The organism is Paenibacillus sp. JT31N7, assembly GCF_059692095.1.
On sequence record NZ_JCAUAT010000001.1, the window covers coordinates 305,172 to 319,545 of the forward strand.

The following is a 14,374-nucleotide window of genomic DNA, read 5'->3' on the forward strand; positions in this document are numbered from 1 at the left end:
CTTTTTATAATCCAAGCCTATGTTTAAGTATTGGCACATACTGCCGTGATATGACAACCTTTTCCCCGTTATCCAATAATGCTTGAAAACGGCCGCTGATCGACGGATGAATACTGGCAATCTTAGCTATATTTAGAATGGTCGATTTGGAGGCGCGAAAACAATGTTTCTCTTTGCAAAGTTCCTCCAGTTCATAAAGTTTTTGTTTGACTTCGTGGACGGTGTTCTTACCATACGCAAACACTTTCCCGTCAACGGCTTCAAAATAATAAATATCACTAAGTTTGATGCGGCTGATCTTATCCTCATGATAACCAAGTATAATGAGCGTTTCGCTTTTTATTTTATTAACGAGCTCATGCATTTCTTCGTCTACTTGGTGACACCTGATGCGGATCTCCTCTTCTTCTGTATGGTCTATTACTTCGATGTAAATTTTGATAGAAATCACCCTCGGAAATTCGAATTAAAGTCAGCACCATCCTTCGTAAAGGTCGTAAACGGCGCAGAGTGTGAGAAACAAAGGATTTCTACGTATCTATTCGTTGCATTCCTATGACGACCTCCACATGCATTTAGTGTGTACCAGGCTCCAATCAGCAGATTTAGCATCAAAGCCTCAACCAAGTATTAGATATCCCGCCCTTCTACAAATTTAGCATAATAATTGAAAATTAACTTCAATTACGGGAAACAATATATGTTCTTGTCCTAATACGGCAAACGATATAAGTTCTTATCACTGACATGTGACAAGAACTTATATCGTTAAAATAGAAAAAGCCGCTGCTACGCGACTTTTAAGCATATATGTTCTTGCCATCCGCCATCCTCTTACGATATTACTCTTTCACCGAATCATCACGGTTGAGAACGGCAAGATCGTCATCACTCTGAAAGTTCAACAGGCGGCGCTTCGCGGCGGTATATTCATCCATGTCGCGGTGCCAGTCGTCCCTTGTCGAAGTCATTGCAGTTAAACGGACATTTTATGAGCCAACACAATGGCATTTACCGCTGATACGGTATCCTTGGCTACCAGTTGTTCATCCAGCTTCAAAAGAAATTGTAAGGTAGAGACTGGTGGATTTTTAGTAGAAATCATGAGCTCAACCTCATGAGATGAAAGCACCTTCGCTTGCATGATTTGCAGCCAGGGGATAAGATCCGGTAATGATTTATCCTCCGAAGGGCCGGTTTCCATGCCATCCACCCCAATAGGTGAATGCCCATCGAAATACTCAATCCGGAGCACGGCATAAGAGGGGGTACTGTTCCTCTTCAAGGTTGTGACCTCCTCCAGCCGATGGCGGGAGGTTTTTTTAGGACCGATAATCACATTCCACAAAACGATAAACAGAGAGGGGATGAGGAAACCGAGCACCGCCAACCAACCACTGGAGGTCTTGACATAGACGGTAAAAAAGAGGGCTGCGGACAGAATCGCAAGCAACCATATGTAGAGCTCCTGCCGCCATTTGGGCTGGCGCTTCCCAGATGCTGGAGGAATGGACTGTGCTGGCTGAATTTCCAGAGCTTGCTCCGTCTGAGTTACCGTACGTTCTCTCCATGGCAAATGCTCCCCATTCAGCATATAGAAGTTATCGGCTGCTCCCTGCCAGACCTTCTCCTGCGAGGGATGCGGCGACTGCCAGAGGGTAACGTATTCTTGAATGTCTTTCAGATAGAGGGCGGGATCGCCCGTGAACGAGAAATATTGCGAAAGCTCCAGATGAATAACGGCAGCAGAATAGCGCTGTACATGGGTCGATAAGGTTTCCAGCCACTCATGTACAGGAGCGGCAAGCGAAGGGAAGTGGGCCAGCGTGCCGGGTAAACTCAGGCGCAACTGCTCTGCAGCATCCGCCCATGGAATCTGCCATTGGAATGCCTCGGAAAAGCATTCCCACTCAGGCAGATCCTCCACATCCGGTTGGTCCATATGGGGTTGAATCTTGCTCCATGCTTGCATAAGCTGCCCGCTATAGCGCTGGAACTGCTCTTGGCTGACCAGACAAAACCATACTGGAGCGAGAAAATTATTCGTCTCGAAAGCTATATTCTCATAATCGACTGAATCTGTATCGGCGTTTGTAACGCTCAGGAACGTCCGGTTTCCCATATAAGATCCTTTCCTCCTACCTTTGTTTCACATCCAATAATGGATTCAAAAAGCGATTCTAACAGTCCATGTTTTTTTGTTGGAAATTAAGTTTCAGACTTGAGAAGAAATTAGTTTGTATGGAATTCTTAACTCGAATTTTTCCTTTACCATCACTTGTGATACGGTTCTCCGTGCTGTCTGTAACCGCAAGTTTTAGGGCCATCCTTCGCGGATGGCCCATTTTCAGTTCGCTTTCTTCATCTATCGTTCTCCCGTTATCTCACTGCTTTTCTGTTTCTAGTTTTATTCTAGTAATGTATATTTCAGTTAAGTCTTCTTCTTTTAAACGTCACTTATTTATTACCGAGTTGTTCCGCCAAACCGATTAGAAGTCCTTCATTTCCACGAATGTAGCAGAGCCGATACGAGTCCTCGTACTGAACCACTTCGCCAACGAGCTGAGCACCATGCTTAGTGAGTCTGGATACCATTTCGTCAATATCTTCAACGGTGAACATGACGCGTAGATAACCGAGGGCATTTACAGGAGCAGTTCGGTGATCTGATATAGCAGGTGGGGTGAGAAATCGCGATAGTTCAAGTCGGCTGTGGCCATCTGGGGTAACCATCATAGCAATCTCTACACACTGTGAACCCAGTCCGGTTACGCGACCAGCCCATTCACCTTCGACAGTAGCTCGCCCTTCGAGCTTCAAGCCAATCTCCTCGAAGAAAGAGATTGCGTCATCAAGGGATTCTACGACGATGCCAACATTGTCCATTCTTAGTAATTTGTTTTTTGCCATAGTTTTATCTCCTTATGTGTACAAATTTATTACCTGATCATCTTCATATTTATTCTATCAAGAATTACTAATTCTAAAACTCCTAATATTTTATACTTTAACAATTCGGAGTTACGATATTATCTCCTTTTGATCATTAAACTAAACTGTCCGTTAGCTTAAACCCGGTTCAAGCAATATTTGGTACATATTTTATATTCGTGACTTGGCTCAAGACCCCTTTTCGAGAGGGCATTTTCTTTTTCAGGAGGAATAAAAGAATGAGGATGATCAAGACAAAGCAGGACTTTGACATCCTGCGCCATGGCTAGTTTCTTAGGTCGCATTGTATTCGTTCTTCTTAGACAAAGGAAAACTCCCCTTCAAGTAGCGGTTTATTTAGTAAACCTGTCTACTTAAAGGGGGGCCTATCAAAATCGGCAGCCTGTTCCGTAATTTATAATAGCGAGGTTACGAACTTCATCTCCGGAAAGCGGCTATCCGGTCCTTTCATTAAGATTCCGCCTTGATTTTTCAGATACATATCGAAGAAATCCAGCATATAGGCATTGATAACGGAGTTCGCTCTTTCGGGCGCAATCTTTCCTGTAATGCCCAGCAACTTGAATACCGGAGAAATGAATGGTATGTCGGTAAAATTCAAATGCTCTGTATTGTCGATATAGAGGAATTGCCCCCCTGAAGCAACCGTTTCGCGCATCCGTTCAAGCTCTAACTTTTTGTCTTCCGTTACTTGATCCATCCACTCTCTTGTGTTGCCCATACGTTTAAGCTCTGTCTCCGTGTAGGCGTGGTTATCCATCACCATCTTTAATCTTTCGAATTCGCTTTCCGAGTTCATGAACAAAAACGGCTTTCGCAGACCCTCTCTGTCACGCAGTCGATAAAGCCCTCCATCCAAGTCTATTCCAACCGCGATTCGCGGATCGTAAGAAGCGTCATAGGCCGTCGCTCCGCCGATGGAATGACCGAACACCCCCACATGACCGAGATCAATCCTCCCTTTTAGATGGCTTGGATTCTGCCCCGATTGGATGAGCTCGAATTGGTCCAGCGCAAACGTCACATCGTCGGTTAAAACTTTTCCCAACTTGTCGCGATTTCCTCTACTCGTCCGGTAATCATGGTCGGGCGAGAATAAATCATTGGTTTTGCTGGTCGTGATTCGCCCGTCCGGAAACTCGGTTGCAAATGTATTATACGTGTGGTCGATCACTGCCACGATATATCCGTGACTCGCGAGATTTTCGGCTTGCGACGTGTGGAGGAACCTGGAAGAGGCGTTGCCGGGATTCGCAAGGATCAGCGGGTATGAAGTCTGTGCCGAAGAGACTTCGGCCCCCGAATAAGCATGACTGGATACGTACTTCAAATGTTGAAAAGTAAACCCGGGAAGGCCATAGTCCGCGGCCATATAACGTAAAATCCGGGTATCGGGAACAAAGGGAGCGTAATTGCCGGTGCCAGCTTGAGCCGGATACCATACCTGAACCATCAATTCTCTTTTACCCTCTCTGGCTTTGTCGAAAATCTCTTCCCTAGTTGTATCCACGAAATGAAAAGTTTGCGTTCCTACCTTAAATTCGCCTGTCGGTACAGGCAGTTTAAATACAGGGAAAACATACATGAGCCCCCCTGTGACGACCAGCATTATCGCTATAGAGGTATAAGCTGTACCCAACATGAATCGCGGGATTTTTTTTGGGCCGTTTTTTTTAAAATAGCTATAACCTGAAATGGCTAAAAAAATGATCGTTATGCAATAGGAGAAAAATAGCTGAACTCTGTATCCTTCCACCGTCCAATGAATGACCAGTAAAAGTGTGGCGATCCCGCTTGCAATGAATACTGGGATTCTACGTCGTCCTTTTTTTAATAGGACTGTTAATGCAAACAAGCCGATGTTAGATGAAAAAAGCAGCAGTTCAAACAGCCTCATCTCGAGTCTCCTTTTAAAAAACTTCTATTTTCGTTTGTTCCAATTTTATCCTGCCAGGCTGGCCTAAGCTATCGATTTGCCTTACAGCTACCTTACAATTTTGTAATTGAATCTTGTAAGTTCCAATCGCTCTTCGGCGAAGGCATGCTGGTGTTTTTTAATCAGGAAAGGAGCCAAGTCCTATGTTTAGTATCCTGATTGTAGAAGACGATCTTAAGCTGACGCAACTGCTTCAATCATATATGGAGAAATACGGGTATCGAGCTGAAGCGGTCCAGGAGTTCGACCGAGTTATGGAGGTGTTTCAGGTTTGATGATGGATATCCCCTACTATCGCATGCAGTTTTGCGGAAGTTTTAACAGTTGGTATCATGGGCTCTACCTCTTGATCCTCGATTTCTAAAATTTTCTTGTCTTCGTATCGTAAACACCATATAAGTTCACTCACAACTCTCACTCTTTATGGGAAAATAAATAAGCCGGTCCTTTAGCAGTACGCTAAGGGGTCGGCTATCTCATGTATTCGGAGGGATTTTTATTTTATAAGACTGTCGCTGTTTTATTGAACTAACGTTCCTCGTTAGCTTAACGCCATCGCGAGTCTAATGTAGTGTAATGCTTATAAAAATTCAATTAGCCCATCACCGTAATTTGGAAGCTCCTTAATTTCCAATTTGCAGGGCAATGGGCTATTTATGTTCTATTTAAGGCAGTGTAAGACACTGTCGTTTATAAGACATCATCGTCAGCTAACTCATCTGCCTCACGTTCGTAATCTTCTAAATTAGATGGGATCTTTAACTTCACTTTATCGCCGTCAAGGATTACTCCCATTTTGCTCGCGTGTTTGAACGGATCATACGGTTCGTTGTTTTTAAGGCATGAGTATAAAACTTGGGCTATCTTACCGCATACATGACCTATTGCTTTTCTCTTCGCCATTCCTCGATCAACTAATCGTTTATAGTAAACACGAAAACTATTTTCACTTATTTTTGGAGATATTAGTAGCAAAGTCATTAAGAATAGAACTCTGCGAGTATCTCTAACACCCTCGTATGTCTGCCTACTCTTAAAAACGGATGTGCCGGAAATTTTATTCTCCGCAGCAACCCCAAGGTACTTTTTAAGCTCTAAATATGTTGAGAAACGTTCAATATCACAAATGTACAGGCCATAGATTCACTCATGATAGGGAAGGACATAAGAATTTTTGTATAAGGATGAGGTTTATATCCTTTTTCTTTATCACCATAAAGCAGGGAAGCTATCTGTTTATCCATGCTTTTTATCGCTTCATCTATATGCAAAGCTTCTTCATCCACATTAGACTCAGAGGTTAACTGGTACTAATGTATTTTAGCATGTTGCACAAAAGTGGTAAAAGCCTATTTATAGAACTACCGTTTCAGGTTAGTATAACTTTTTAAAGATTAAATCTCCGATTAAAGTTTCCTTGCTTTGATAACGAAGGACAAGGGAAACTGTTTCGCAGTGAAAGCAGAATGGTATTCCTGTTTAACTCCACTCTCGCTTTCAAAGGTTTGTTTATCAGTTTCTTCAATCATTTCCTCAATAAAAAATCCTGCTTTCGATAGAGCGTTAATATACGTTGAAATTTTCCTTTTGCTGAGTGAAACATCGAAGCCATATTTTTCATAAGTTACAAGGTTCTCATCGTAATATGAGCTTTTAACTACAAGATTATTATCTTCAACTTCCATACATCTCGTAACAGGATGATCCCAGCTAAAAATAAAAGTACCATCTTTTTTTAAATAGGAAGCAATTAAATTAAATGTTTTTTGTAAATCTGTAGCCCAGCCGATTGCATATATTGAATAAACAATATCGAAATAATCGATTGGTAAGCCAGGATTTACTTCCATAGGGCTATTGAATAAATGTGCTTTATATCCACATTCCTTCAAATATTGGTTTGCATTTTCAATTTGCTGTGTTGACATATCGAGTCCCCAAAGTTCTGAAGCACTATGGTCACCATTGTATTTAAGTGAGTGACCACTTCCACAACCAATTTCAAGAACTTTTTTACCAGACACATCACCAAACAAATGTAAATCTTCTTCTGTTGGAATCAAACATCCGAGTTCTGGGAGTGCAGTTACACCAAACCATTTGTCAGCAGTTTTATCCCAAAACATTTTATTTTGTTCTAAAACCCCTTTAGTATCAAGAGTGTTATTTCTTGAGTTTAATAGAATATTGCTCATATAAACATCCCCTCTATTCACAGATTCATTTGTTACGATTATAAAAGGAGATACCAATTTTTACAAACCTAAAAAACGTACGTTCGCTTTTTTTCTTAATTTGCACTTCCGCATTACAATGCCTTAATTTGGGCTTTTCAGAAAACAATAACTCTGAATATCTCTAAAAAACATGGATCTTCTCATTTTTTCTCTTGTCAGTATATTGCGCTAAACTACTCGTTAGTTCAATAAAAAGAACGCTCCCACGCCTTCGCTTGGGCTACGTCCTCCTCATTATCCATTTCCAATCACCTAATAAAGAACGTACGCGGGTAGCATGTAGTGCTTACACAGGGGAGTTATCCTAACCTAAGCACTAAGAAAATACTTTAATTTCTCAGTCTACAACTATATTTAGATAGTCTAGTACTTTATTTTCCTTGGACACTTTGAAGTTGGGCCTCTATTTGCAACACGATCATGTAACGTTGAAGTTCTTCAATTTACGTTGTACAAAATCCAGCCCTCTGTTTGCGCTCAGCCATTGACAAGAAAAAATAAAGTCATAGACTGCCGCTGTGTTGTTCAACTAACGATTCCCGTTAGTTCAATGCCAATCCCATTCCGAGTAATGGTGATGATTAGGCCCTGTTAGAGCCTCGCGAACGTGATGTAATCGACTTGGACAGGCTCTGCCGATTCGATCCGAAGTGCCCGGTTGATCTGTCCCCGGTGATATTGCCCATGTAAGAGGACCTGCAACAGGATGTCCCGGGCGGACGTTCGGAACGGAACCCCGTTCTGGCTCGCATAGTCGATCATCTCATCTAACTCGGATTCCTCGAGCCCTTCGATATAGACGCGATATTGCTCGGCGTTTTCTTCGAACATCGTCCGGATCGCCGTCAGGTCTTCCGCTTCCTCCCACAACGAATATTGCGCGCTGCTCTTGCCCTGCAATCGGGACAGCCAGACTCGTTCCGCGACCGCGACGTGCCGAACCAGCTTCAGAAGGTCCTTATTCTTCGTCTCACTCTCCTCGAGCGCGTCCAAGATGCGTTCGTCCGCCCAGTACAGGTGGCCCATCATGCACTTGATCGTCTTCATTTCGGTTTCCCCCTCTTCGTCTCATCGATTACTTGAACCTAGTGTTATCCGCTAGTTTAATCATTTTGAATGAACTGAAACAACCTTTTTGGGGATCAAAAGGGAATGACATATGAAGACCTCCCCTGGATTCCGATATTTTCGAAATATTCAAAGTCTATCTATTCGCTATTTGGTTAAATTATCCTGCCCGTTAGCTTAACATCTACAGCCAGTCTACAACTTTTTTTCTTAGTCTAATAACCCGCTTCCATTAGTGCCATCAATGTAGACGCCAGCAAAAACCTGGAGGCGGGGTGCATAAATTTCTTCACTCATAAGATTCAGTTTTTATACTTGTGAACTAAAAGACTCAGGAACATTATCTATACTTAAAACATTAAGGTTAAATCTCCTTACGATCGTTTGTATTAAGTAAAAATCGCACCTCATGCAATCAAATTTTCTCATTGTCTAATTTTTCGTTCTGTGACAGCACAGGGAATTCCAAAACCGCTGTTAGACCTCTTTGGTCCATACCACTTGCAAGAACGAGGCGACCGTGATGCGCCTTCGCAATCCTTGCCACCATCGGAAGCCCCAGCCCGTGACCTTGCTGGACAGGCCGCTTTCTCCTTGTTGAAAAGTGTAATTCGGTAATCTTCGTCAATTGCTCCTGTGGGATTCCCCGTCCATTATCCCTTACGATAAATTGATATTGGGAACGGTCTTTGGATAGAGAGGCTTCTATTAAAATTTCGCAGCCCTGCGAGTTATGATGCACACTGTTTTGGACAAGATTACTGATTGCCCGAAGCAGCAATTTCTCATCCCCATTGATCTGAACCGCTTCATCGGCCAGGTTCAATTTGATTTCATAGCGGTCATCCAATCCGTTATTCAAAAATTCCGTGATCACCTGTCTAGCCAGTACAGATAGCCGAATATGCTTCAAATGCAAAGGCTGCATTTCATACTCGAGCATGGAGACCAGATTCAGGTCACTTACAAGTGAGCGCATCTTCTCGCCTTGGCGCCGAATGATACCGGCCTGATATCTCTGCTCCTTCGACAAGTCTGAATTATCCTCCATTTCGCTTGCGTAGCCTAAAACTATCGAGAGTGGCGTCCGGATATCATGAGAAATCCCGGCAATCCAGTTGGAGCGTGCTTCATCCCGTGTCTTCAACGCGGCCGTCTTCTTCTGAAGCATAGCCGATGCAGAATTAATGCTCCGGGCCAAATCACCGAATAGACCTTTGGAATCCAACTGGACCGCTTCCTCCCTAGCAAGATTGTGGACTCCCCCCACAAGAGGACGTATCCCTCTCATAAGACGAGTGCCAATCAAGACAGAGATCAGCAGGGCCATCACCACATTTAGGAGCAGTAGAAGTACCAGCCGCATGGGTAACGACCTTAACCATTCGAAAAGAAAATTAAATTGATACTTCTCATAGCTTCTCTTAGGGTACCCCACCACAACCAGGCCATCTTCATGCTCCCAGCTATAAACCGGATATTCGATGAGATAATAACGCGAGAACTTGGCTACCTCGATTAGAGTGTAGGTTCGCGGAACATCATTAGGCAGATGGTAGTGCCATTGCACATGGCCATCTTCACCGAGCAGCAAGGCCCAGGCCTGATTGTCTTGCAGAAGTCCAGCAGCGTGCTCGTCCAGACGGTAACTGTCGTCCTGCTTGCCTAAGCCTTGGGCCACTTGCTTGAGAACGCCCTCCGGAGACGGACGTTGGTTAATTTCCATGAACACCAACGTGCCCAGTAGTACGAAATTAAAAAGAAGCAGAAATATCGAGATAAAGATGGTAGTCACGACAAACCGGCGTAATATGCGAATAATACCCTCCACTCAACGTATCTCCTTTACCATCAACTTATATCCCAGCCCCCTGACGGTGAGAAGATGGCTCGGTTTGGAGGGATCGAGCTCGATTTTTTCGCGTACCCGCCTGATATGGACCATTAATGTATTTTCGTATCCGTAGCTGTCGTCTCCCCATACGGCCTGGCATAAGGCATCGCTCGTGACGATTCGGCCCTGGTTCTCGTATAACTTCACAAGAATCGCATGTTCCTTTGCCGTCAACGGCAGCTCTTTCTGATTCCTGTGCACGACAGCGCTATCCAGATCAATGGTCTGTTCTCCCAATCGGAAGACAGACAGACGCTCAACCACGGGGGAGGAGTAGATCCGCTTTAAAATCGCCATCAGTCGCAGTACCAGTTCGCGCGGCAGGAACGGCTTCACAATGTAATCATCTGCCCCTAGACCCAGTCCCAGCAAACGGTCTTCATCCTCTCCCCGGGCGGAGAGAAAAAGGACCGGCATGTCCGAGAACTGTCTAATGGATGACAGAAGCGAGAATCCGTCGCCATCAGGCAGCATGACATCAAGAATCACGATATCCGGCTTCCCTGTGCGGCAGATCGACAGAGCTGAAGCGCAGTCAGCTGCTATGTATATGCGGAAAAAGCCCTCTTTTCTTAAAAACCTTTCAATCATAACTCTGATTTCCGGTTCATCATCTACAATTAATATTTTTTTGTCTTTTAAATTCTCCATGCTGCACCACCCGATTTTATTATACATGAACAGGGGGGTTATCTGTGTTGTTCTAATTCTATTTAAGGTTGACGTAAGGTCTTCTAAAGACTGAGGAAAGGTGGGTTTATTACTGTTGAAACAGAGGAGAAATATCTATTAAAAACTTGAATGGAGCTGACTTTTTTCATGAGTGCATTAGCTATTGTGCAAACGCAAAACCTGTCCAAAACGTACGGGGCAATTAACAGTGTAAATAAAGTTGATCTACATGTTCAGGAGGGAGAAATCTATGGGTTTCTGGGTCCAAACGGAGCGGGGAAAACAACTACGCTAAAAATGCTGCTCGGACTCATCAAGCCTTCTGAAGGAACAATCCGAATTTTCGGGGAAAGTCTGAGCAAACATCGTCCATCCATCCTGCAACGTACCGGATCACTGATTGAATCTCCCTCCTACTATGGGCATTTGACAGGGCTTGAGAATATGATGGTCATGCAGCGCCTGCGGAACGTGCCAGATAAAAACGTACATGAGGCGCTTCGTATTGTACGGCTGGAAAATCAGAAAAACAAAAAAGCTGAACAATATTCGCTAGGAATGAAGCAACGGCTGGGAATCGCAATGGCCCTGCTCGCCTTCCCCAAGCTGCTGATCCTCGATGAACCGACAAACGGTCTTGATCCTGCAGGAATTGGTGAAATTCGGGAGCTCATCAAATCATTGCCCGCACGCTATGGAATAACGATATTGCTCTCCAGCCACCTGCTTTCGGAAATCGAACAAATCGCTACCTCGGTAGGCATTATCAGCGAAGGGAATTTGTTGTACCAGGGCTGTATGACAAGCCTGCGGCAAAAAAATAAAAACGTCATTTTTGTGAAAACTGGGGACAATGCCAAAGCAGAGCAGCTACTTTTCACGCAAGGATATAGTCCAACCCAAAGGGGCAGCCGGCTTGAGTTGGGTAATCTTCAAGATACGGAAGTGGGAAAAATGAACAGATTGCTTGTTGAACATCAAATTGCTGTCACCCGGATTGAGGAGCAGAAGAAAAGTCTGGAGGATATTTTCTTGGAGTTGACAGGAAAGGAGCGGAGCTTGTGATCAAGTTATTAGGACTGGAATATTTCAAAATCCGTCGCAAAAAAATATGGATCATGATTATATTATTTCTTGTCGTGGAGATGCTGTGGGCCTTTATGTCCATCAGCCGATCCATTGCGAGCAATCCGGATCACGCCGTTTGGGAATCTATTTTTTTTAGTATATCCTCCATGAATGGCTTTTTTATGCCGATTATTTCGGCCGTTGTTGTTTCACGTATTTGTGATATGGAGCATAAGGGATTGACCTGGAAAATGCTTGTTGCTACCAATGTTGGACGCGGGCATCTCTACGCAGCGAAGTATATATGTACCAATAGTCTGCTCCTGTATGGGATCTTTGTACAGGCTTTATTCATGATAGTGTTCGGACTCATAAAGGATTTTCCCGGCGCTCTTCCTATCGAATTGCTAATCCGGTTCATTGGGGGTACCCTGCTCACGACTCTCGCTGTCACAGCGTTTCAACAATGGATTTCTTTTGCCATTAAAAATCAGGCCTTTGCGCTGTGCTTGGGCATGCTGGGCGGCTTCATCGGAATGACCGCCGGATTATTCCCGGCTGCTATTAGACATATTTTTATTTGGTCTTACTATTTGGATCTCAGTCCGGTTACTTATCTATACGCCGAGTCTGCGAGCGCCTATATGGTACAGCCAGTAAGCTTTGGAATTGTAGTGGGTGCGTTGATTATGGCTGTCCTGTTCTATATCGCCGGAAGCATCCATGTAAGCCGACAGGAAATCTGAGGAGGGAAGTTGATGAAACGAAGTATTTCTGCTGAATGGCTCAAACTGCGCCATTCCCGGATCGGTCTTGTAATCGCTGTGCTTCCAATCATAAGTCTATTGATTGGGTGTACGAATTATTATTTTAACCAGGGCGCCCTGCAAAATGGCTGGTACAGCTTGTGGACCCAGGTCAGTCTGTTTTATGGCGTGTTTTTCCTGCCTATTCTGATTGCCATCTGTTGTTCCTATATCTGTAGATTGGAGCATTTAAACCGAAATTGGAATATGATTATGACCTCTCCTGTATCGGTTGCCAGTGTATTTCTTGCCAAATTGATTGTCGTAAGCGTTTTGATCTTGTTCGCACAAGCGCTGTTCGTGGGACTCTACTGGCTTGCAGGTACCTTATTCTCCGTATCCGGGCCTTTCCCTGTAGAGACTATAGATTGGACGATACGCGGATGGTATGCTTCTATGTCCATTAGCGCTCTGCAATTGGGACTTTCGCTGCGGATCCGCAGCTTCGCTACGCCTATCGGCATAAGTCTGTGCGCGGTCTTTATCGGTCTGGGCATGTATATTGCCAAGTTGGGAACATTTTTCCCGTTCTCATTGCTCAACATTGGCATGAGTGTGATGAGTCAGGATAAGTTGACTGTCATGCAGAACATTCTGTTTTGGGTGATCAATATGGCTTTCATTATTATTTTTGCGTCGATGTCTATTCGACGGTTGAAGAACAGAGACATTGTCTCATCCTGATTGCGCTTAGGAGGAATTTATAATGAAAAAAATATTGCTAGTGCTGGGGCTCATCATCGTGATTGGGACATGCTTGTGGATGTTCTTCTTCAGCTCGGAGAAGTTGACGCCTGAAAATTCCGCGGGAAAAACCTTCTATTATACGATGATAACCGGCCTCGGTATTCAAGATGAGAACGGACGTTACAACTATGAGCTGACTTCATATAATGAGAAAGGAAAGGAAAAGAAGCTTGGTTTTTCGGCCGGAAAGCAATTGAGAGAAGGAGCTTATGTTCAGCTATATAACACGCTGATTCGGGGTGTCACGCACTGGGAAGAGGTTCCCTTCGAGGAGCTGCCTAAGGCGGTTCAGCGGCAGTTTCAAAATAATACGAATATGAAGGAAGAAATCGGACCGTAGATCCGACTTCTGCGAGCTTGTCGAGAAAGTGGTTCATCCTGAGAATAGTTGTTACAGGTAGTCGGTTACCTACTTCCTGTAACTGTTGTCTGCGGTGTGTGAGAACTATATATCCTCTCTAACATATTCAACTTTCTTTATCCATCCAATTATTTGATAGAAACTTGCCCGATCTTGACCTGTTTCGGTTGGGCAGGCTGCTCGACTTGTTTCATCATTTTTCATTCTTGTGGATTACGACAGGATTTGAGTCAACTTCAACGAAAAGCCCCTTTCTTTCCCGCAGCTTCGGCTTCTTATTTAATCCGAATACTGGCCCAACTACAGCCTTCTTGGTGCCAATTCTTGAACAGACCTTTAACAAGATTTATTCTCAGTTGCGCTTAAAACGATACATGTTCTTGTTTTCAGCTTGGGACAAGAACATGTATCGTTAAAGCAAAGAAGCCGCAACCATGCGGCTCCTTAACGTTGTATGTTCTTGTCCTCCGACGCTTGCATCTTCACTTCCAACGGATAGCTCAGTCTTATTCTCATACAAAAACACCTCCAAAATTGTCCTCCACATCTTACGACATGGAAGCTTTCTCTTGAAGGTGCTTTTGTTTGTCTCACATTATGGGGTCAGGACCTGGCGAGAGTCGCCCTGAACTT

At 44.0% G+C, this 14,374-nt stretch carries 16 protein-coding genes and 1 pseudogene; 5 read left to right on the plus strand and 12 right to left on the minus strand.

Annotated features, from left to right (window positions below):
* Positions 1-4 precede the first annotated feature (4 nt).
* The 5 genes from AC58P5_RS01385 to AC58P5_RS01405 all read right to left on the minus strand — a co-directional run bounded on the left by AC58P5_RS01385 (position 5) and on the right by AC58P5_RS01405 (position 4,849).
* Positions 5-451 carry a LytTR family DNA-binding domain-containing protein gene (locus AC58P5_RS01385; RefSeq protein ID WP_497384123.1) on the minus strand — a complete coding sequence of 149 codons (447 nt, stop codon included), beginning with the start codon at positions 449-451 and terminating at the stop codon, positions 5-7.
* A gap of 391 nt (positions 452-842) precedes the next feature.
* A complete protein-coding gene (locus AC58P5_RS01390; RefSeq protein ID WP_497384124.1) occupies positions 843-971 on the minus strand; it encodes a Mur ligase family protein in 129 nt (42 codons plus the stop codon).
* A gap of 5 nt (positions 972-976) precedes the next feature.
* Positions 977-2,122: a hypothetical protein gene (locus tag AC58P5_RS01395; protein WP_497384125.1), complete on the minus strand. Its 1,146-nt coding sequence runs from the start codon at positions 2,120-2,122 to the stop codon at positions 977-979.
* 335 nt (positions 2,123-2,457) lie between these two features.
* Entirely contained in the window at positions 2,458-2,910 is a 453-nt protein-coding gene (locus tag AC58P5_RS01400) for a VOC family protein (protein ID WP_497384126.1), read from the minus strand.
* A gap of 436 nt (positions 2,911-3,346) precedes the next feature.
* The gene (locus tag AC58P5_RS01405; RefSeq protein WP_497384128.1) at positions 3,347-4,849 is read right to left on the minus strand and encodes an alpha/beta hydrolase family protein; all 1,503 of its coding nucleotides are present in this window, start codon (positions 4,847-4,849) and stop codon (positions 3,347-3,349) included.
* Positions 4,850-5,031: 182 nt separating this feature from the next.
* Here AC58P5_RS01405 and AC58P5_RS01410 point away from each other — a divergent pair, with 182 nt between their 5' ends.
* On the plus strand, positions 5,032-5,163 hold the full coding sequence (locus tag AC58P5_RS01410; protein ID WP_497384129.1) for a hypothetical protein: 132 nt from the start codon (positions 5,032-5,034) through the stop codon (positions 5,161-5,163).
* A 415-nt stretch (positions 5,164-5,578) separates the two neighbouring features.
* Here AC58P5_RS01410 and AC58P5_RS01415 read toward each other — a convergent pair whose 3' ends face one another.
* The 7 genes and pseudogenes from AC58P5_RS01415 to AC58P5_RS01445 form a co-directional block, all read right to left on the minus strand.
* Complete coding sequence (locus AC58P5_RS01415) at positions 5,579-5,869, minus strand: hypothetical protein (protein WP_497384130.1); 291 nt, start codon at positions 5,867-5,869, stop codon at positions 5,579-5,581.
* Between the two features lie 33 nt (positions 5,870-5,902).
* Positions 5,903-6,031: pseudogene (locus AC58P5_RS01420) on the minus strand (IS110 family transposase); the annotation flags it as partial.
* Complete coding sequence (locus AC58P5_RS01425; protein WP_497384131.1) at positions 5,983-6,174, minus strand: hypothetical protein; 192 nt, start codon at positions 6,172-6,174, stop codon at positions 5,983-5,985. The pseudogene AC58P5_RS01420 and the gene AC58P5_RS01425, both read right to left, overlap by 49 nt.
* A 120-nt stretch (positions 6,175-6,294) precedes the next feature.
* Positions 6,295-7,083, minus strand: coding sequence for a class I SAM-dependent methyltransferase (locus AC58P5_RS01430; RefSeq protein WP_497384132.1), 789 nt, complete (start codon positions 7,081-7,083; stop codon positions 6,295-6,297).
* 633 nt (positions 7,084-7,716) lie between these two features.
* Entirely contained in the window at positions 7,717-8,172 is a 456-nt protein-coding gene (locus AC58P5_RS01435) for a DinB family protein (RefSeq protein WP_497384133.1), read from the minus strand.
* 436 nt (positions 8,173-8,608) lie between these two features.
* Positions 8,609-10,024 carry a sensor histidine kinase gene (locus AC58P5_RS01440; RefSeq protein WP_497384134.1) on the minus strand — a complete coding sequence of 472 codons (1,416 nt, stop codon included), beginning with the start codon at positions 10,022-10,024 and terminating at the stop codon, positions 8,609-8,611.
* The gene (locus AC58P5_RS01445; protein ID WP_497384135.1) at positions 10,025-10,738 is read right to left on the minus strand and encodes a response regulator transcription factor; all 714 of its coding nucleotides are present in this window, start codon (positions 10,736-10,738) and stop codon (positions 10,025-10,027) included.
* A 168-nt stretch (positions 10,739-10,906) separates the two neighbouring features.
* Here AC58P5_RS01445 and AC58P5_RS01450 point away from each other — a divergent pair, with 168 nt between their 5' ends.
* The 4 genes from AC58P5_RS01450 to AC58P5_RS01465 are packed head-to-tail and all read left to right on the plus strand — an operon-like array spanning position 10,907 to position 13,720.
* Positions 10,907-11,824 carry an ABC transporter ATP-binding protein gene (locus AC58P5_RS01450; RefSeq protein ID WP_497384136.1) on the plus strand — a complete coding sequence of 306 codons (918 nt, stop codon included), beginning with the start codon at positions 10,907-10,909 and terminating at the stop codon, positions 11,822-11,824.
* Positions 11,821-12,573 carry an ABC transporter permease gene (locus AC58P5_RS01455; RefSeq protein WP_497384138.1) on the plus strand — a complete coding sequence of 251 codons (753 nt, stop codon included), beginning with the start codon at positions 11,821-11,823 and terminating at the stop codon, positions 12,571-12,573. The genes AC58P5_RS01450 and AC58P5_RS01455 overlap by 4 nt, the downstream gene beginning before the upstream one ends.
* A gap of 12 nt (positions 12,574-12,585) precedes the next feature.
* Positions 12,586-13,317: an ABC transporter permease gene (locus tag AC58P5_RS01460; RefSeq protein ID WP_497384139.1), complete on the plus strand. Its 732-nt coding sequence runs from the start codon at positions 12,586-12,588 to the stop codon at positions 13,315-13,317.
* Positions 13,318-13,339: 22 nt separating this feature from the next.
* Positions 13,340-13,720: a YxeA family protein gene (locus AC58P5_RS01465; RefSeq protein WP_497384140.1), complete on the plus strand. Its 381-nt coding sequence runs from the start codon at positions 13,340-13,342 to the stop codon at positions 13,718-13,720.
* Positions 13,721-14,374 lie beyond the last annotated feature (654 nt).